The sequence below is a fragment of the Alteribacillus sp. HJP-4 genome, assembly GCF_042139015.1.
In the GTDB taxonomy this organism is placed as follows: Bacteria; Bacillota; Bacilli; order Bacillales; family Marinococcaceae; genus JBHIKY01.
This window is the reverse complement of sequence record NZ_JBHIKY010000016.1, coordinates 66392-83587: the sequence shown is the minus strand read 5'-3', so window position 1 is coordinate 83587 and position 17196 is coordinate 66392. Positions and strand designations below refer to the sequence as shown.

The following is a 17196-nucleotide window of genomic DNA, read 5'->3' as shown; positions in this document are numbered from 1 at the left end:
CCCTTCATGCCCTCCCAATCACAAACTAGCATACTCATGTAAGTTTACATGATCGGGGAGGGATAGTTATTAAAAAGTGTTCAATTCTATCGAGCAGAATGTGTTAACTCTAGATTAGCAGTTACAACGCATATCTGAAGTTAGGAATTCGTTCTTTTTTGGCCAATAGAGTAGACCCTAATGAAATGAAAAAGGCTGAACGGCAAAAGCCGTCCAGTCCATAAGTAATTATCTTATTAAGCAATCGCGCCCGATTGTGGAAGAAGTTTGTTTTTATATTGCCAATGCTCCTAGTTCACTAAGGCTATTTATAACAACAACATCTTGATGTAACGTTTTGTTTTTACGATTTATCCAAATCCCTTTCATTCCAGCCTTTTTACTCCCTAATGCGTCTGTATCTAACCGATCCCCTACATAGTAACAATCTTTAACTTGTCTATTTGCACGAGCACAGGCTTCCTCAAAGATAGTCTTGTCTGGCTTTGCTGCACCTATTTCACTAGAAGTAATAACACAATTGAAGTATTCCTCTATGCCCATATGTTGCAGTTTCTCTATCTGTTGCTCATATTCACCATTACTAATCACACCTAATGTATAACCTCTTTGCTTTAGCTGATTTAAAGCATCTATGACGTCTTCATAAGCTTTCCAGTTTTTCTGATAAAAGGACGAATACATTTCAAACTTCTCATCAGCTTCTTGATCACTTAAATCAATTTCAGCCATCTCAAAAAGATTAATCATCCGTAATCTCTTTTGTTCCTGGAATGCTAACTCATTAGCTAGAAATTTATCAAAATATTCTCTAGATAAATGTTTCCATAGCTCAATCGATTGATATTCAGTAAAAGAAAAAAAAAGATGTGTGAGCACGGAAAAAATCTAGAATTCCCTCCCGTTCTGCATAATCATAGTCAAGCAAGGTACCGTCTATATCAAAGAAAATCATTTTTTCCTCCAATTTTGAAGCATAAAAATTGTTTTTATTTTGATGATACTAAAAAACGATAACCACCTTCATAAAAATCCTGTTCTAAGTAATGACCATATTTCTTTTCCCACTGTCCAATTTTCAAATCAAATTCTAATTTTTCTAAGATTGGGCTTAAAAGTTCTGTTGGTGCATTTGCTAAGGGAGACACTCCAGCTCGAAAGGTAGATTGTAAATATAACTCCGGTTTTCTCCATGCTGAAACAAAGAATTGATCTTCAATATCAAAAGGTATAAGAAAAGGTACTATCTCAACTTTGTTACTTAAAACCTTGCTCAAAGTATACGAGACCTCATTTAGTGGCTTATAAACTTTATATGCTTTTTCAAATATGGGCGAAAAGTAATCAACTAACCAACAATCTCTGTCGCACAAACGTGGGTCTGCAACGAATATGACTAACTTTCCATTTTCTTTTAATATTCGTTTCATCTCACAAAAAGATTTTTCTAAATCCTGAAAATGGTGAGTTGCTAGAATACATACCACAGCATCTGCCACAACATCACCAAGGGGAATATCTTCTGCCACTCCACTTACCCATGTTATATCTGGATGTGCAGTTGTTTGATCTGTCATTACTTTTGAGGGCTCTACGGCCAAAACATTAAAACCGTTCTCAGCAAGTTCAAAACTATAATTCCCTGTACCTGCTCCAACTTCTACGACAGTTGCAGGGGGATCAAGGTCTAATTTTTCCAATATAGTTTTTACTATTCTCTTATCTGGTCTTCTTGTTTGGTTATACGTTTTTCCAATCAAATCATATTTGCTCTCTTCTCTTCTCAACTAATCTCAACCTTCCTTTTCCCGCTCAAAAAATTCACTACCTAAATAATAAATTTCTATAAAAAGTTGGCTATTCCTTCTTATGCTAAACTGCTATTTCGTACTACCAATGATATCTCAAGACTTTATTATGTGGTGTGCTTCCTCGGTTCCAAATCAATGCCTTTGGTAATCAGTTCCTACTGCTAAGCCTGTAGTGAACTTTCACCTCCGAGTCTTTATTGTGCAAAATATCGTTTAAAATAGGTGCAAAACAACTCCAAAAGTGACACAAGGTTTAAAAAATGTATCAATTGGGTGAAGTCAAATGAGACAAAACTTATAGAATTTCATCCATATAGTGACCTGATTGTCTCCATCTTCTCCGCAACGGCTGAATTTGAAAGGAAAATGATTAAAGAACGCTAGCGTGAAGGGATTGAAATTGACAAAAAGAAAGGTACTTATAAAGGTGGGAAGAAAAAATATCACGCAGGAGCCAGGGGAAGGATAAAATCATTTACCATGAAGTCATTCGTTTGCTTAATCAAAAAGAATCCGTGATGAACATTCATCGAAAGACTGGTCTTTCTCGTAATACGATTTACTCTATTAAGGATGAGCTTAAGAAGGATATTTAATTTGGATTCTTGTGAATGGGGTTGTTCCGTAAACGGGCAGCAATGTGGAAGACTCAGTTTCGAGATGTTTTTATAGTTGGCGTTGTATCTTTACGTTACTTTATCTATTATCAATTTAACCATATAATGGATATATACTAGTCAATTGATAATGGTAAAAGGGGGAGGTTGAAATCGAACTACATGATGAAATTTGGAAATGGTCAATTACACTTCCAGATTGGCAAAATGATTTACTGAGAAGGTTATATGAAAATAGGGACCTGAGTGAAGAGGAAGTAAACCAGGTTGTATCTAATATTTTGGCGAGTGTAGGGGAACATCCCAGCACTTCTACCATTAAGAAGCTATTAAAGGATCATATACCTGATCGAACCAGAAATACTTAATATTGCTGCAAACTGGGAAGAGTATATAAGTTTACCTGCTGAGAAAGACGCTTATATGTATGAAGAACAGCAAATGAACAATCATATGTCGAAAATATGTGAGGTATTTGGGGCTGAGAAAGGGTTTATTTATACTCTTCACAAGCCTATAAGAGACATAGTTTATTCAGAATGAGCATGTTCTATATTTTTGGTTTATCTAGCTAAATTAAGGATTTTTAAAAGAAATGTCTCGCTTTCAAGTATTGTTGTTCTTTACGAACCGAAAAAAGACTGGGTGTATTTAATTGAAGCAGTGACTTCCCATGGACCCATTTCTCCTAAACGGAAATTTGAATTAGAGATAATGTTGGAGCGTAGTAAAGCTGGGATAATCTTTGTTACGGCATTTCCTAATATGTCGATTTTCAAACAGTATGCTGATGATATAGCTTCTTTAGACTTTCATTTAAAGAAGATAATTCTTCTGTAGAAAGTTCTACTTTTACAACACCCATATTCTCTTTTAACTGATCGATTTTCTGGCTCCTAGAATAGGAGCAATCCAAGGTCTTTAAGGACCGTTCAGCCCATAAGGCATAAGTTAGGAGTATTTTTTCCGCACACCAACAGCCCATCTTTTATGGATGGGCTGTTCTGTGTCAAAACTACATCTCAAGTTGAAGGTTGAAGTGAGATACACTTTTCAATATTAGTATAGTAGAAAATTGTATAGTTAGGAATAGTTCTTATTTATATCATTGTTTGGAATATATATACAGGTGGTAATTACGTGCTCTTGAGAAAGTCTCACTTATTGTATATTCTATAGTAGAAGGGAAATTTTTCCTTGAAGGGGAAGTATTTATATTTTTTAATGATTTTGCAATGAGGAGGGCAAATGCCTCATGTCCTATGAGAAGAATGAATTGATCGTGAGAACACTCACGAAGCAAGATTGGTTTTATATCTTTTTTAAAGAGGTTAGATGAAGAAAGTAAGTTTATGATATATGACGAGAAAAAAGAGGCGAGAAGAGAGCTACCTAAAAAAGCGAGTACCTCCCCTAATCTCGAAAGAATAAGCGACGAAACCATTCAAAGAGATTGGAGGGAAACTCCCTATGTCTACGTATTTTCGACAAGAGAGCCTATTTGACCTGCAAGAATTATACGATTTAGAACCTACCCAACGTTTTGCCTCTGTATTTTCTTCGGTTTCTATTGCTCCATTGCTTGGTGTGATGGGAAAAAAGACGTCATTTGGCCGTCCGGTAGAATGTAATTATCCAGCAATGATTTATTCCTTGATGGCTCGAATGATGGAGAACATTGTAACGATGAAGGATCTAATCAAACGTCTCCAAACCGATTTGCGTTTTAAGAGAGACTGCGGATTTTTCATCTCTGAACCTGTTCCTTCGGAAGCATCTTATTCCCGAATGATCACAAAGATCAGTGAATCGGGGGTCGTTGAAACCATAAATCAGGATATTGTTACTACAGCTATAACGGAAGGTGCGATTACCAACGATACCAACGTAGCCATTGACGCCACCCATATTGAAGCAAGGGATCAGGCTCCAAAAAAGAAAACGGAAAAGCGTAATCAACAGCCAAAGAAGCGTGGGCGTAAGCCCAAAGCTGAACGAAACCAATGGTTAAAAGAAAAAAGAGAGAAAGAGGAATCGCTTCCTCTTTATGAGAAAAGAATAGAAGCTCAGCTGGATGTTCCTTATGACACCCTTCATAAGGAAATGCCTCTCACTCCGCGTTGGGGTGTGAAGAAAAACAGCGAGAGTCAAAATGTATGGTGGTTTGGATACAAAGTTCATTTAGCTGTAGACACCAACAGTCAAATGATTCTTCATTCTATGATGTCTTCCGGAAATTTAAATGATGGAAAAGCAGCTATTCCTTTACTTAAAGGGATAAACCATCTTTTCCCCAGACATAAGTGGTCTTATGCCATGATGGATGCGGGCTATGATTATGAACCTGTTTATAAACAAATCCATGCAATGAACAGATATTCTCTCATCGCATACAACAAACGAAGGGAACCAGAACCCGTAGGGTTTGATCGACATTTTGCCCCTACTTGTGTGAGGGAACATTCTTATCGTTACGACAGTTTTGATCCGAAATACAAAACGGTAAAGTATACCAGACCAAAAGAATGTAAGGATTGTCCTCTAGCACATGATTCGCTATGTCAAAAAGTCTTTAAGATGAAAATCGAAACCCATTTACGTCGGTATTCTTCCCCCGCACGGGGATCAAAAGCTTGGGAAACCCTTTACAAACAGCGTTCTTCTGTAGAACGTGTCAATGGATACCTGAAAGAACACTTTCCATTAGATAATATTCGGCATCGTACAGGTCAAAAAGCAAAAGCCCACGTTGATATGGTGACTTTGATTTACAACAGCATGAAATTAGCAAATTTTCGTTTGAAAACCAAACAAGCACAAACCGCAGCTTAAAAAATACAAAAACAGAAATTCTGGAACTTTTGACTTTTTTAAAAGAGTGACTTATGAAATTGATTCAATTTATAATAAATTTTGATAAAAATAACCTCTTAGGATAAAATGTCTCTAATTGTAGCTTTAAAATAATGTCGCGACGTTTGTAAAAAGATGCGAAGTTTTACCCCTTTGGATTTTGCGTTGTCCAAAGGGATTTTTATGGTTACAATAAAATTAAGTATTATTCCATTAACGGGCCATATTGTGGAATAGGGACGGCATGCGCTTTCTTGGAAAAGTATGCAAAAAGGCTTAGGCTACATTTCAGAAGTAGCCTAAGCCTTTTTGTTTTGATTTTATATAAACATTTCAAACAATAAATCAGTTCAACTAGAACCGGCTCCCAGAGGCTGCTCCCTTCGGTGATATACGTTCAATTTCTGCCAACTCTTCATTTGTAAGGGAAATTTGAGTGGCCTCGAGGTTTTCTTTGACTCGTTCCAAACGTTTGGTTCCTGGAATTGGGACGATTTGATCTCCCTGTGCCAACAGCCATGCCAATGCAAGCTGGGCAGTCGTACACCCTTTTTGCATAGCCATTTTTTCAATGCGGGAGGCTAATTCTACATTTTTAGTGAAATTTCCACCTTGAAAACGGGAATAATGCTCCTGTGGGTAATCTTCTGATAAATCCTCCAATTTTTTAATCTGACCTGTCAAGAATCCCCTCCCTAGTGGACTGTATGGGACGAGACCAATCCCTAGTTCTTTGAGAAGCGGCAAAACTTCATCTTCCACGTCTCTACTCCATAAAGAATATTCGGTCTCCACTGCGGTTATCGGGTGTACCGCATGTGAGCGTCGAATGATTTCAGCTGGAGTCTCAGAAAGACCAACATAACGAATTTTGCCTTGTTTGACTAGGTCATCCAAAGCACCCATAGTCTCCTCAATAGGAATATTCGGATCGTAGCGATGCTGATAGTACAAGTCAATGTAATCGACTCCGAGACTATACAGGCTGGCGTCAACCGACTTTTTAACATAAGCCGGATCTCCCTTATAACCTTGATTATGAGTGATCCCAAATTTTGTTGCGATCACAGCTTCATCACGCCTGCCCTTTAATGCCTTGCCCAACAGCTTTTCATTATCTCCAAACCTTGCCTGAAGATAACCATCATTTCCGTAAAGGTCTGCGGTGTCAAACAAAGTGACACCATCATCCAAAGCTCCTCGAATTGTATCAACAGAAGATTGGTTGTCGGGCATGGTCATGGTACCATGTCCGATAGCGGAAACTTCCAGCCCTTCGTTCCCTAGCTTTCGTTTTGGAACGTCTTGATTATTAATCATTAGAATGTCCTCCTTTGATTCGTGATATGCTTTTATCTTAACGAATAAACTTGGCTATAACCACTGCATGTTTATACTATTAATGTTATTAACAGGATTTAAAAATTGCCCATATTAAAACACCTGTATCAACCAGTTAAGTTGGCCAAATCATTTTACCTTAAGCAAAATGAAAGCTATACTGGTAATGCAAGGAAAGGAATGAATCAAGTATTATGCAAAAAAGTGTACATTCTAAGGTGTTTGGCCAATTTTTAAAGTCCAGGCGAGAACGGGTTCAGCCTGAAGAAGCCGGTATTCACATGACCTCGGGAAGACGAAGAACTCCGGGTCTGCGCCGGGAAGAGGTTGCTTATCTTAGCCACGTTAGTGTGACGTATTATACATGGTTAGAACAGGGAAAAGACATTCAACCTTCACGGGAGGTTTTAATGAATATTGGCCAGGCATTACAGCTTAGTCCTGACGAGAAAGAACATCTTTTCAATTTAGCGTATAATGAAGCATTATCATTGCCGAATGAAGAACAATATAATGATTCATTACAAGCCACAATCGACGATTTACCATTTCCATCCTTCATTACAGATCAGCGTTCCAAGGTTATCTTTTGGAATCGAGGGGCCGAAACAATGCTTATTCCGTTTTCTTCTTGTGCTTCCGAAGAACGCTATTTACTACAACTCCTATTTTTGGAGGGAAGTATTCGGGATCGTATTCAAAATTGGGACGAGTTTTCAACCTATGCGGTTGCAGTCTTTCGGGGCATTTATGACCGCTTTCCGGAGGACCCCATTCTTAATCAACTCCTTGTAAATCTAAAACAGCAAAGCAAGTTGTTTCAAAATCTATGGGAACAGCATCACATTGAGCAGAAGAAGGTTAGTTTCATTTCGATAAATGATGAGCAAGGCCAAACCAATCATTTCCGCATTCATTCCGCTACCCACGTGGATGGAAACAAAGATCTTTTTTGGTGTATGTATGTTCCGGTCACTTAAAGTACTGTCCACAGCAAATTTTAACGTGTGGTTAAATTCACCCTTTATCTTCCTCAAACGGGGGCGATTGTTGTATAAGCTTTTACTACATTACATGAATACCCGATACTCCTTCAATTGGTAATACATAATGAAGAAACTCGAGTAATTAACAATATGTTCCTTTGGTGCAGAAATGGGGCAGGATTTCATTATTATTGCCCCATTTCTATTTGGTTACATCAGATTTAATCCCCAAAGACGTTAATTTGCTGTTATTACAACCATCCTCATAAAGTTTAATCATATGCACTTCAACAGCCTTCTAAGCTGTAGGGCGTTTTGGGGCCGATTTGAGATGTTACTTTCGACTGGATTTTCTTTATTAATACTGATATCTTATTTAATCTCATACTAATATCGTAAAGTTGGAAAGCCGAGTATATAGGGGTTTTTACATCTTATTTTTAATTATTTAGTTAATACAGTGAATGGGCGGCATGATGTATAACTTCCGTTACTGTTAATACCTCGCCACTCATTGCCCAAATAATAAAAACTCCGTAAGAGTCATATTTACACTCTTGCGGAGTTTTTAATTATCCTCTGTTATTAGAATATATTAACTAAGCTATAATCATAAAGCACGAAACGGTATTTATACTTATGTTCTCCATCGATTATTGTAGGTAGTCTTATACTGACTTCACGAAAACTGCCAGTTTTTATTAACATCTTTAAGCGATGGGGAATACGGAGTATTTTAATGACTAACTGGTTATCAATCCTAACTTTTCTACATATTCATTTACAATCACTGCGGATTTAGTGTGTATGTTTTTCTGTGTAATATTTCTATTTAAGTAGATTGTGTTAACTTTTCTTCTCCCAAAATGAATGTTTCCCGCAACCCCCTATGTATAGGTAGTTTTTGTTCCAGGTCATTCCAGACAGCAATAGAAGCCCCTTTCTCTCTTGTAATAGGAATGTAGTACTTTTGCTTTCAAATCGGAATTATTCTTTATTAAGAACGTTAATTGATTTTAGAATAATATCAAAACAGAGAAATAGATATCTCATTCACAAAAATGTGATTTCATGATAGTATTAAATCGGAATAATTACGATTTATTGTTTATTATTACATGGAAAGGAGAAAAGGAGGTTTCATTTCTTTGATAAAACCTCTCATTTTAAAATTATGGATGTATATATCAAACATTTTTTTGAAAAACATGTTAAAAGTGAGATGCGTTACTGTTTTATGGTAAACGAGACAATGCACTTAATAGACAGTGCCTTTATTATTCAAGAGATATTGGACTCCTCTCCAGAGGAACAGGAAGATATCAAAGAGATACTTGAAGACATGGATAAAACCGAAGAAAGTATCCATCATTTTTTGAAGCACCTTGCCACCATATATGTAATGGGAAACAGCAAAATGTAAAGATTGCTTGCTGCAATCGTTAATTTCGAAAGGGAGAGCTGTTTTATGTCTGTTTCGAAGCATCGTCAAGAAGCTCCAGATACATTAAATTGTATGGTAATTACTGTGTCTGATACACGCACCAAAGAAAATGATAAAAGTGGAAAAATCGTGAGCACTGCTTTGAAATCTGCTGGCTACTCTATTACGAGGTATCACTTGGTAAAAGATGAATATGAAGAAATCCAACATCTGATTAGAGAGGGAGGTAATGATGAAGTCATAGATGCAATCATTATAAATGGAGGAACAGGTATAGCCGTTCGGGATACAACTTTTGAAGCTGTACGTGATTTGTTAGAAAAAGAAATGCCGGGCTTTGGTGAATTGTTTCGATATTTAAGTTATGTAGAAGATATAGGTTCGGCATCTATCTTGAGTCGCGCGGCAGCAGGTGTTTATCATCACAAAGCTGTATTTTCTGTTCCTGGATCTTCTGGAGCTGTAAGTTTAGCTATGGAGCGGATAATAGTACCAGAATTAGCTCACGTTGTTCGTGAAATTCGAAAAGATCTTTAAAATAAAGATCATAATTTTTAGTATATAAATTTACAAATCATAATCATTACGATATACTTCTTATTGTCAAATCGTAATGATTACGAAATAAAAAAGTGCATTTGTTTTAAAAGTTATCCAATTTACTGTTTTTTCAAGAGGAGAAGATATTATGAGAAAAATACCTGTTACTGTTTTAAGTGGGTATCTTGGGGCTGGAAAGACCACCGTGTTAAATCATATCTTGAGCAACCGAGAAGGTCTTAACGTTGCCGTGATTGTAAACGATATGAGTGAGATTAATGTCGATGCTGATTTAATCGCTAACAGCGGGTTCAGTCGAACAAAAGAAAAAATGGTAGAAATGACTAACGGATGCATTTGTTGTACGCTGCGGGAGGATTTATTGATAGAAGTTGAACGCTTAGCTAAACAAGGAAATATTGATTATATATTGATTGAATCTTCCGGAGTGAGTGAACCTATTCCTGTCGCTCAAACATTTAGTTATGTAGATGAGGAATTTAATATAGATCTCACTCAATATTGTGAATTGGATACAATGGCAACAGTCGTGGATGCTGAGCGCTTTTGGAAAGATTTTTCCTCCGGCGAAACCTTATTTGATCGAAAACAACAAGTGGAAGATGAGGATGAACGCGAAGTAGTGGATTTACTCATTGACCAGGTAGAATTTTGCGATGTACTGATCCTTAACAAAATCGATAAAGTGCCGCAAAAAGAAAGAGAAAATTTAAAAGCTTTCTTAAAAAAGCTTCAACCAGATGCTCAGTTGGTTGAAACAAATTACGGTAAAGTCCCACTCCAGCAAGTGTTAGGAACCGGGCTCTTTCTCTATGAAAAAGCAAGTGAATCCGCAGGCTGGTTAAAAGAATTACAAACAGAGGGACACACTCCTGAAACAGAAGAATACGGTATCAACTCGTTTGTTTATCGAAGAAGAACCCCCTTTGATACCGAACGATTAAAAAAATGGTTTGCTAAATACCCAAAGGAAATTGCTCGAGCCAAGGGAATCGCATGGCTATCGACTCATAACACCATGGCTTTTATGTTATCTCAAGCCGGTTCTTCCATTACGCTGGAAGCCATCACTTATTGGGTTGCTTCTCTGCCAGCCGCAGAAAAAATGGAAATGACCAGAAACGATCCAGACTTGCAGAAAGAATTAAAATCTTATGAGCATGGGGATAGAAAAACAGAACTTGTTTTTATTGGTTTCAGCCTTAATAAGGAAGAGCTGGAGAAGTCACTTGATCGCTGTCTTCTTCAACCGGAAGAGTTGAATTTTTGGAATAAAAACAACAAAAGTAATTCATTAACAGGATCCGAGTGATTTAATAATTGACTGGAGGAATATTAATGGCTAAAAAAGCAAAAGTGGTCAAAGAGAAAAAACGACAAGAAATAGTTAATAAATATGCGACGATTCGAAAGGAATTAAAAGAAAAAGGAGATTACGAGGCTTTGAGAAAATTGCCGAGGGACTCTTCTCCTACGCGTTTACACAACCGTTGTGAGATTTCAGGCAGGCCAAGAGGGTACATGCGAAAGTTTGAAATGTCACGTATCACTTTCAGGGAGTTGGCACATAAAGGTCAATTACCAGGAGTGAAAAAATCAAGCTGGTAAATAATTGTCATCGTTTCACCAACTGAAACGATTTGAGGATAATTATATTGTTTAGGGTTATTTTGGCAGAGATTGCACACTAATTGACAAGGAGAGAGCATTTGCATTCTGCTCTCTCCTTAAATATTCATTCTGACGAACGTTAAATAGCTTTGAAGTATAGTATTACAAAAATTAGTGAGATCAAATTTTTTATTGGAGGATGATCATGAAACGGCATAAGAAGCTTATTATAGTAGGAGCAGGAGCCGCTGGAACAGGCATTGGCATATTATTAGAAAAATTAAACTTCCATGACTATATCATTTTGGAAAGAGATGAAATTGGCGCTTCGTTTCGCCAATGGCCAAAAGAAATGAGATTTATCACTCCTTCTTTTACAGGGCAGGGTTTTGGAGCTCTTGATTTAAATGCGTTAACTCCTGGAACTTCTCCAGCATATACGTTCCGAAAAGAACATTTAAGCGGGGACGAGTATGCTGATTTTTTAGCCCTGCTGGTAGACCATTTTAAGATAAATGTTCAAACAGAAACAGCGGTAGAGACAGTAACAAAAGAAAATGGCCAATTTAAGCTGGAAACACCAACAGATACTTGGACTTCGGAAGCGGTAGTATGGGCAACTGGAGAATTTCAATTTGCAAATACAGGAAGAATCCACGGAGATGAACATGGAGTGCACGTAGGAGAAATTACTTCTTATGATGAATTAGAAAAAGGAAAATATGTAGTGATCGGTGGAGGAGAAAGCGGTATGGACGCAGCATACCATTTGGCTCTTGCTGGAAATGAAGTCACCGTTGTGTTGGACAGTTCTGCGAAAGATGTGGAAGCAGATCCAAGCAAGACACTTTCTCCATATACGTTTGAACGGATGCAAAAAGCTGTTTTAACCGGGAGGGTTACCTTTAAAGAACAGCGGCTTGCAGAACGAATTAAAGAGGAGAGATCTGGATATACCGTAAAGCTTGATAACGGGGAACATATTGAAACTTCTTTTCCTCCTATTCTGGCAACTGGATTTCATTCCGGTGCCACCCAGATTAAATCTCTGTTCGAATGGCAGCCGAATGGGAAGCCTTATGTTACAGAAGAAGCAGATGAATCAACGATTACAGAAGGGCTTTATTTGACCGGTCCAAGTGTCCAACATGAATCGGCTGTATTCTGTTTTATCTATAAATTTCGCGCTCGTTTTGCAGTGGTGGTGAATCATTTATTTAACAAATGGGGCATGGAAATGGATGAAGGGGTCTTTGAAGATTATATGACCAACCAAATGGTGGTTGAAGATGTCACGTGCTGCGAGGTCAGTTGTGAGTGTTAGTGAAGCATCACAACAGGATATTGAACCTCGAGTTTTAATGGTTGGCCTTGAATCCGTTGGGAAAACAAGTGCTTTTGCTTTATTAACCAATGGTTCTCCAGGGAAGGAAACGAATGTAAAAGGTTCTACCATTTTTGTCAAAGAAGAGAGATATGCCTCCCAGGTATTTGTGGATACACCGGGAATCCGATTGAAAGATACTATTACTTTCCAAGCAGTGCAACAGGAGATAAAGCGTGCCACCCATGTTTTATTTGTGGTCCGTGGCACTCATTTTACTACTGAATTACGTGAATTGCTTCCCCTTGTACCGAATAGAGAAAAGAAAATGGGAGTATTAGTCACGTTCAAAGATAAGATGGAAGAATCCTTTTTACAAAGTCTGCAGAAAAAAACGGAAAAAAATGATTGGCCTCTTGTTTTTGTGGATGCAAGAAACCGAGCTTCTAAAAACCAGAATAAAGTTCTCGAGTCCCTTCGATACAGCAAAGAGGGAGAAAAAGATGCCTGGGACAAATTATTGCGAATAGAGCATCCTATTGTGGAGCCAAAAACCTATATTTGGAGAAATCAATTCCTGGCTCCCTTTTTTTCTGTACTTCTCTCTATTCTTTTATTTGCCTTGCCGGTGATGATTGCTTATTTCTTCTCGGGCTGGGCAGAAGGGCATGTGGAAAATTGGGTCATTGCACCAGTTGAATCTCTTGCGAGGTCATTACCTGGGTGGCTGGAAGCTATCATAGCAAGTGATTATGGTATCTTAACTCTTGGAATGTATTCGTTCGTGTGGGCTTTTCCTGTTGTTGTATTTATTGCGATTGCGAATGCGTTAACGGATGACAGCGGTTTAAAAGATCGAATTGTTGATTCGCTGGATCCTGCAATGAAGAGAATAGGATTAAACGGGCAGGATCTTGTTCCTTATTTAACTGGTTTTGGCTGTAATGTTGTAGCAGTGCATCAAACAAGGGGATGCAGTGTAAGCACAAGAACTCAGTGTGTGTCCCTAATCTCATTTGGCTCTGCCTGCAGCTATCAAATCGGTGCGACAATTTCGGTATTCTCCGTCGCCGGCATGCCATGGATGTTTCTTCCATATTTACTGGTGCTTACTTTCGTCGGAGCTATTCATAATCGTGTCTGGTACCCTGTGATAGAGTCAAAATGGGCAAATTATTTTGCAAACAGGCAGTCATTTCTGCAATGGCCAACCTTTTCTGGAGTGAAGTACCGTGTAATTTCTGTATTGAAACAATTTATTATGCAGGCGATGCCTATTTTTTTACTCATTTGTGTTATTGCATCGCTTCTGGATTATGTCCATGTCTTATCCCTGTTTACTTCTTTGGTGGCTCCAGTTTTACAGTTGTTTGGTCTTCCGGGGGAGGCGGGAAGCGGGCTTGTTTTTTCGATGATTCGAAAAGACGGTATTCTCTTATTTAACGAAGGAAATGGAGCTTTATTAACAGAGCTCTCCACAGCTACGGTTTTCCTTCTTGTTTATTTGGCTTCTACACTATCAGCCTGCCTTGTCACGATATGGGCGATTGCTAAAGAGCTTAAAAAGAAAGCGGCTGTCCATATTTTTGTGAAACAAATGGTTACATCCATTATTTCCGCTGCTTTGCTGCTGCTCATCATACGGTTTTTCGGATGGTGACTGATTGGCAAGTACTTTATACTTGCAATAAACGGGAAGGAAAATGGGATAATCATCTACTTTGATTCCCCCCATCCCGTTCATCTCACAACCTAGATTCTTTGCGAAAGGAGCGGCCTGCTGCGGATAGAATGAAACGAAACCTATTTCTCTATGGATTTATTTTCCAGTTGTAAATTGAATTTTCTTTAATTTACCGTTTTCTCCATGTAATCGAAAAATCTCATCTTCTACGACTTGAATTTTCTTTTTTGTTAGTATCTCTTTTTCCTCAGCTGAAAGAATTTCTGATCAAATCAGTACTCCAATTCGAGATCATTTTAATGCCGTGGAATGAATGTTCATGTTCAGAAATAACAACGAGTGGCTGATCTTTAAGTTCCCACCCATCACAAAATGGACAAAGGAATAAACTTTTCCCATAAAAATCATGAATTTTTTTATATCTGAAATACATTAATCATTTTCTTTGGAAAAGGAAAGTGTGGCAACCGCATCATGCAAATGGATGGATTCCTCATTCCTGCATTCCACTTGAAAGGAACGGATGAAGTCCATTTCGTATAAATCGGCCGAAATTAATCGGCACAAATCTTCTACAAAACGTGGATTCTCATAAGCTTGTTCGGTCACCATTTTCTCGTCTGGTCGTTTAAGAATCGGATGTATACAAGCACTGGCATTCGTTTCAGCAGCTTCTAACAGTTCTTTTTTCCAATCAAGTTCAACATCTTCATATAAGTCGGCTTTTATAGTGACAATGCCTCGTTGGTTATGTGCCGAGTATTCGCTGATTTCTTTGGAGCACGGGCATAAGGTAGTAACCGCCGCAGTAATTCCAATGGAAGAACTATGTTTATTTGCTTTCTCCTGATAAGTTGATTTCATCCACATATCTGCATACATCAAGCCGCTAATTCCTGCGGAAGGACCTTTCCGCTCAAAAAACCAAGGAAAGCTTACTTCTACCTCTGCACGCTCCTGTTCCATTCTTTTAGACAGTTCTCTGCTGAACTGAGTAAATGAAGAAAGGTCCAATATCCAGTTTTTTTCATGATATTCCTGTAAAAGCTCTGTCAATCTGCTCATATTTATTCCTTTGGATGTTTGGACGAGGCTGGTTGTTAATTTGAACTGAGCAATCGTTGTTTGACGGACGGGGTCCAGTTCCGATACAACATGGACTGGATGGCGAACGTTGCTGATACCAACTTTTTCTATCGGAAATATAAAGTCATTTGGTTGATTTTGTAAGTCGCGCATGTTTTCTTTTTCTGTTGGTTTATCTCCTTTGATAGGAGGGACGGAACCAAACCATTTGTGTCTTTCTTCTTTGTTGGGCAATAATTTTTTCGAGTGTGGGGCCATGATTTGTCTCCTTTTTCTAGTTTCATCGATTATTCATAACATTTTCATGTATTATATCGTAATAATTACGATTTGAAAAGATAATCAGCTTCCATAGTTGTTTGACCGAAAGAAATATATGAATTACAATTGATGTTAAATAGTAATTGTTACGATTTATGAATAGAAATATTTCAAAGAAGTGAAGGGGAGAATTTTTTATGCTTCAGGACTTATATCGTAACTTAGTGATATCCCATGACAAATATCGAAAAAATAACGGTATGTTGGATGGTGAGAATGTCCAGAAAGTCCATTATAAAAATCCTACATGTGGTGATGTTATTACATTGTATCTTCGTATCGAAAATGAAATAGTTCAAGATGTCTCTTTTGAAGGTGAAGGATGCAGCATTAGCATGGCTTCCTCCTCCATGATGACTGAACTAATTAAAAATAGAGATGTTGAGACGATTTCTACTTATCGAGATTCATTTGAACAACTTATTCGTCATGGAGAAAAGCCTGTCGATAATATAGATCTTGGAGATGCATTAGCGTTAGAAGGAGTACACAAATTAAGGGCGCGTCATAATTGTGCGTTAATGGCTTGGCAAGCGTTAGATAAGATTTTGGATGATGGGGAGGCGTATAGAAAACGAAAAGAAGTAGTAAAAAGTATTTGACAGGATTTCTAGGAGCAGGGAAAACGACTTTACTAAATCATCTTCTTACTTCTGACCATGGAGAAAGAATAGCGGTTATCGTAAATGAGTTTGGTGAAGTGGGCATTGATAACCAATTAGTAGTTGGAGCAGAAGAAGAAATTTTTGAAATGAACAATGGTCTGCACGGTACGCGGGAATTTAATCCGTGTGTTATCGGACCTTATAGAAGCAAAGTATGGGTCCAAGGATAAAAAAGTAGATTTTGACCGTGTAGTCATAGAAACTACGGGATTAGCAGAACCAGCGCCGGTAATCCAATCATTTTTTGTAGATGAAGAAATCTCCATGTTTTATCAAGTGGATTCAGTGATTACATTAGTCGATGCGAAACATGCTAATCGACCGAATTCTTTTTTCTAATGCTTGTACTTCTTCACTGCTTACATTGTCGATTTTGTTCAACAGTATTATGTCCGCAAAAGCAATCTGTTCCTGAGCTTCATGAGCTTGAGCCAATTGTTGAAAAACAGAAAACGCGCAGCTTGATCTTGAACATTTTTTATCTGTCGATGCATTTGATTTAAATAAAAAATTAGAAATCGATCCAGATTTTTTGACAGACGATCCTCATGATCACACACACGATGATCATGTGACATCGTGTGTATTAAGAGCAAATCATCCCTTGAATCTAGAGAAATTTGAAAAATTAATGAACCATTGGATAGGAGATTACGGAACGTACATGTATCGGTATAAAGGTATATTGAACATACAAGGAACAGATAGAAAAGTGATTTTTCAAGGTATCCATAGAATGTTTGCTTCCACTGTAGATAGCAAGTGGCAGGACAATGAACGAAGAATCAGTGAAATAGTTGTTATTGGAAAAGATGTGCCTCAAAAAAAGTTTGAGGCACAGTTTGCGGAATGTGTGGAAGAAAAGATATCTAATTAGTAAGAAGAGCAGGGG

16 protein-coding genes and 2 pseudogenes are annotated in these 17196 nt (G+C 37.8%); 13 read left to right on the top strand and 5 right to left on the bottom strand.

Annotated elements, in window-relative coordinates; genetic code table 11:
* Window positions 1-273: 273 nt before the first annotated feature.
* Together ACE4RR_RS14880 and ACE4RR_RS14875 are read right to left on the bottom strand one after the other, a co-directional pair.
* Window positions 274-955, bottom strand: a pseudogene (locus ACE4RR_RS14880) (HAD family hydrolase).
* 34 nt (window positions 956-989) lie between these two features.
* Window positions 990-1787 carry a class I SAM-dependent methyltransferase gene (locus ACE4RR_RS14875; RefSeq protein WP_375536215.1) on the bottom strand — a complete coding sequence of 266 codons (798 nt, stop codon included), beginning with the start codon at window positions 1785-1787 and terminating at the stop codon, window positions 990-992.
* A 518-nt stretch (window positions 1788-2305) separates the two neighbouring features.
* Between ACE4RR_RS14875 and ACE4RR_RS14870 the strand changes: the two genes are divergently transcribed.
* The 3 genes from ACE4RR_RS14870 (at window position 2306) to ACE4RR_RS14860 (ending at window position 5260) form a co-directional block, all read left to right on the top strand.
* Window positions 2306-2407 carry a hypothetical protein gene (locus ACE4RR_RS14870; protein WP_375536214.1) on the top strand — a complete coding sequence of 34 codons (102 nt, stop codon included), beginning with the start codon at window positions 2306-2308 and terminating at the stop codon, window positions 2405-2407.
* Window positions 2408-2986: 579 nt separating this feature from the next.
* Window positions 2987-3268, top strand: a complete 282-nt coding sequence (locus ACE4RR_RS14865; RefSeq protein ID WP_375536213.1) for a BsuBI/PstI family type II restriction endonuclease — start codon at window positions 2987-2989, stop codon at window positions 3266-3268.
* A gap of 630 nt (window positions 3269-3898) precedes the next feature.
* Window positions 3899-5260, top strand: coding sequence for a transposase (locus ACE4RR_RS14860; protein WP_375536212.1), 1362 nt, complete (start codon window positions 3899-3901; stop codon window positions 5258-5260).
* Between the two features lie 375 nt (window positions 5261-5635).
* Here ACE4RR_RS14860 and ACE4RR_RS14855 read toward each other — a convergent pair whose 3' ends face one another.
* On the bottom strand, window positions 5636-6601 hold the full coding sequence (locus tag ACE4RR_RS14855; protein ID WP_375536211.1) for an aldo/keto reductase: 966 nt from the start codon (window positions 6599-6601) through the stop codon (window positions 5636-5638).
* 215 nt (window positions 6602-6816) lie between these two features.
* Here ACE4RR_RS14855 and ACE4RR_RS14850 point away from each other — a divergent pair, with 215 nt between their 5' ends.
* From ACE4RR_RS14850 to ACE4RR_RS14820, 7 genes are all read left to right on the top strand, one after another.
* Entirely contained in the window at window positions 6817-7602 is a 786-nt protein-coding gene (locus tag ACE4RR_RS14850; protein ID WP_375536210.1) for a helix-turn-helix transcriptional regulator, read from the top strand.
* A gap of 1243 nt (window positions 7603-8845) precedes the next feature.
* Window positions 8846-9031, top strand: a complete 186-nt coding sequence (locus ACE4RR_RS14845; protein WP_375536209.1) for a hypothetical protein — start codon at window positions 8846-8848, stop codon at window positions 9029-9031.
* A gap of 45 nt (window positions 9032-9076) precedes the next feature.
* Entirely contained in the window at window positions 9077-9589 is a 513-nt protein-coding gene (locus ACE4RR_RS14840; RefSeq protein ID WP_375536208.1) for a MogA/MoaB family molybdenum cofactor biosynthesis protein, read from the top strand.
* Between the two features lie 151 nt (window positions 9590-9740).
* Entirely contained in the window at window positions 9741-10925 is a 1185-nt protein-coding gene (locus ACE4RR_RS14835) for a GTP-binding protein (RefSeq protein ID WP_375536207.1), read from the top strand.
* A 26-nt stretch (window positions 10926-10951) separates the two neighbouring features.
* On the top strand, window positions 10952-11221 hold the full coding sequence (gene rpsN / locus ACE4RR_RS14830) for a 30S ribosomal protein S14 (protein ID WP_375536206.1): 270 nt from the start codon (window positions 10952-10954) through the stop codon (window positions 11219-11221).
* A gap of 208 nt (window positions 11222-11429) precedes the next feature.
* Window positions 11430-12548, top strand: coding sequence for an NAD(P)/FAD-dependent oxidoreductase (locus ACE4RR_RS14825; RefSeq protein ID WP_375536205.1), 1119 nt, complete (start codon window positions 11430-11432; stop codon window positions 12546-12548).
* Window positions 12514-14208: a nucleoside recognition domain-containing protein gene (locus ACE4RR_RS14820; RefSeq protein WP_375536204.1), complete on the top strand. Its 1695-nt coding sequence runs from the start codon at window positions 12514-12516 to the stop codon at window positions 14206-14208. Before ACE4RR_RS14825 ends, ACE4RR_RS14820 begins: the two co-directional genes overlap by 35 nt.
* A gap of 456 nt (window positions 14209-14664) precedes the next feature.
* Here ACE4RR_RS14820 and folE2 read toward each other — a convergent pair whose 3' ends face one another.
* Window positions 14665-15576 (bottom strand): GTP cyclohydrolase FolE2, encoded by a 912-nt coding sequence (folE2, locus tag ACE4RR_RS14815; RefSeq protein ID WP_375536203.1) that lies wholly within the window; start codon window positions 15574-15576, stop codon window positions 14665-14667.
* Window positions 15577-15776: 200 nt separating this feature from the next.
* On the opposite strand from folE2, the gene sufU reads away from it, so the two are divergent.
* A complete protein-coding gene (sufU, locus tag ACE4RR_RS14810) occupies window positions 15777-16241 on the top strand; it encodes a Fe-S cluster assembly sulfur transfer protein SufU (RefSeq protein WP_375536202.1) in 465 nt (154 codons plus the stop codon).
* A pseudogene (locus tag ACE4RR_RS14805) lies at window positions 16238-16643 on the top strand (CobW family GTP-binding protein). The gene sufU and the pseudogene ACE4RR_RS14805 overlap by 4 nt, the downstream one beginning before the upstream one ends.
* Here the strand turns inward: ACE4RR_RS14805 and ACE4RR_RS14800 are convergent.
* Entirely contained in the window at window positions 16599-16739 is a 141-nt protein-coding gene (locus tag ACE4RR_RS14800; protein WP_375536201.1) for a GTP-binding protein, read from the bottom strand. The pseudogene ACE4RR_RS14805 and the gene ACE4RR_RS14800 overlap by 45 nt on opposite strands.
* Before the next feature lie 169 nt (window positions 16740-16908).
* Between ACE4RR_RS14800 and ACE4RR_RS14795 the strand changes: the two genes are divergently transcribed.
* Window positions 16909-17181 (top strand): GTP-binding protein, encoded by a 273-nt coding sequence (locus tag ACE4RR_RS14795; RefSeq protein ID WP_375536200.1) that lies wholly within the window; start codon window positions 16909-16911, stop codon window positions 17179-17181.
* Window positions 17182-17196 lie beyond the last annotated feature (15 nt).

Excerpts from the sequence above, each read along its gene's own strand:
- ACE4RR_RS14855 (WP_375536211.1), bottom strand. The coding sequence starts at position 6,601 with ATGATTAATAATCAAGACGTTCCAAAACGAAAGCTAGGGAACGAAGGG.
- ACE4RR_RS14825 (WP_375536205.1), top strand. The coding sequence starts at position 11,430 with ATGAAACGGCATAAGAAGCTTATTATAGTAGGAGCAGGAGCCGCTGGA.
- ACE4RR_RS14860 (WP_375536212.1), top strand. The coding sequence starts at position 3,899 with ATGTCTACGTATTTTCGACAAGAGAGCCTATTTGACCTGCAAGAATTA.
- ACE4RR_RS14840 (WP_375536208.1), top strand. The coding sequence starts at position 9,077 with ATGTCTGTTTCGAAGCATCGTCAAGAAGCTCCAGATACATTAAATTGT.
- sufU (WP_375536202.1), top strand. The coding sequence starts at position 15,777 with ATGCTTCAGGACTTATATCGTAACTTAGTGATATCCCATGACAAATAT.
- rpsN (WP_375536206.1), top strand. The coding sequence starts at position 10,952 with ATGGCTAAAAAAGCAAAAGTGGTCAAAGAGAAAAAACGACAAGAAATA.
- ACE4RR_RS14850 (WP_375536210.1), top strand. The coding sequence starts at position 6,817 with ATGCAAAAAAGTGTACATTCTAAGGTGTTTGGCCAATTTTTAAAGTCC.
- ACE4RR_RS14820 (WP_375536204.1), top strand. The coding sequence starts at position 12,514 with ATGTCACGTGCTGCGAGGTCAGTTGTGAGTGTTAGTGAAGCATCACAA.
- ACE4RR_RS14845 (WP_375536209.1), top strand. The coding sequence starts at position 8,846 with ATGGTAAACGAGACAATGCACTTAATAGACAGTGCCTTTATTATTCAA.
- folE2 (WP_375536203.1), bottom strand. The coding sequence starts at position 15,576 with ATGGCCCCACACTCGAAAAAATTATTGCCCAACAAAGAAGAAAGACAC.
- ACE4RR_RS14835 (WP_375536207.1), top strand. The coding sequence starts at position 9,741 with ATGAGAAAAATACCTGTTACTGTTTTAAGTGGGTATCTTGGGGCTGGA.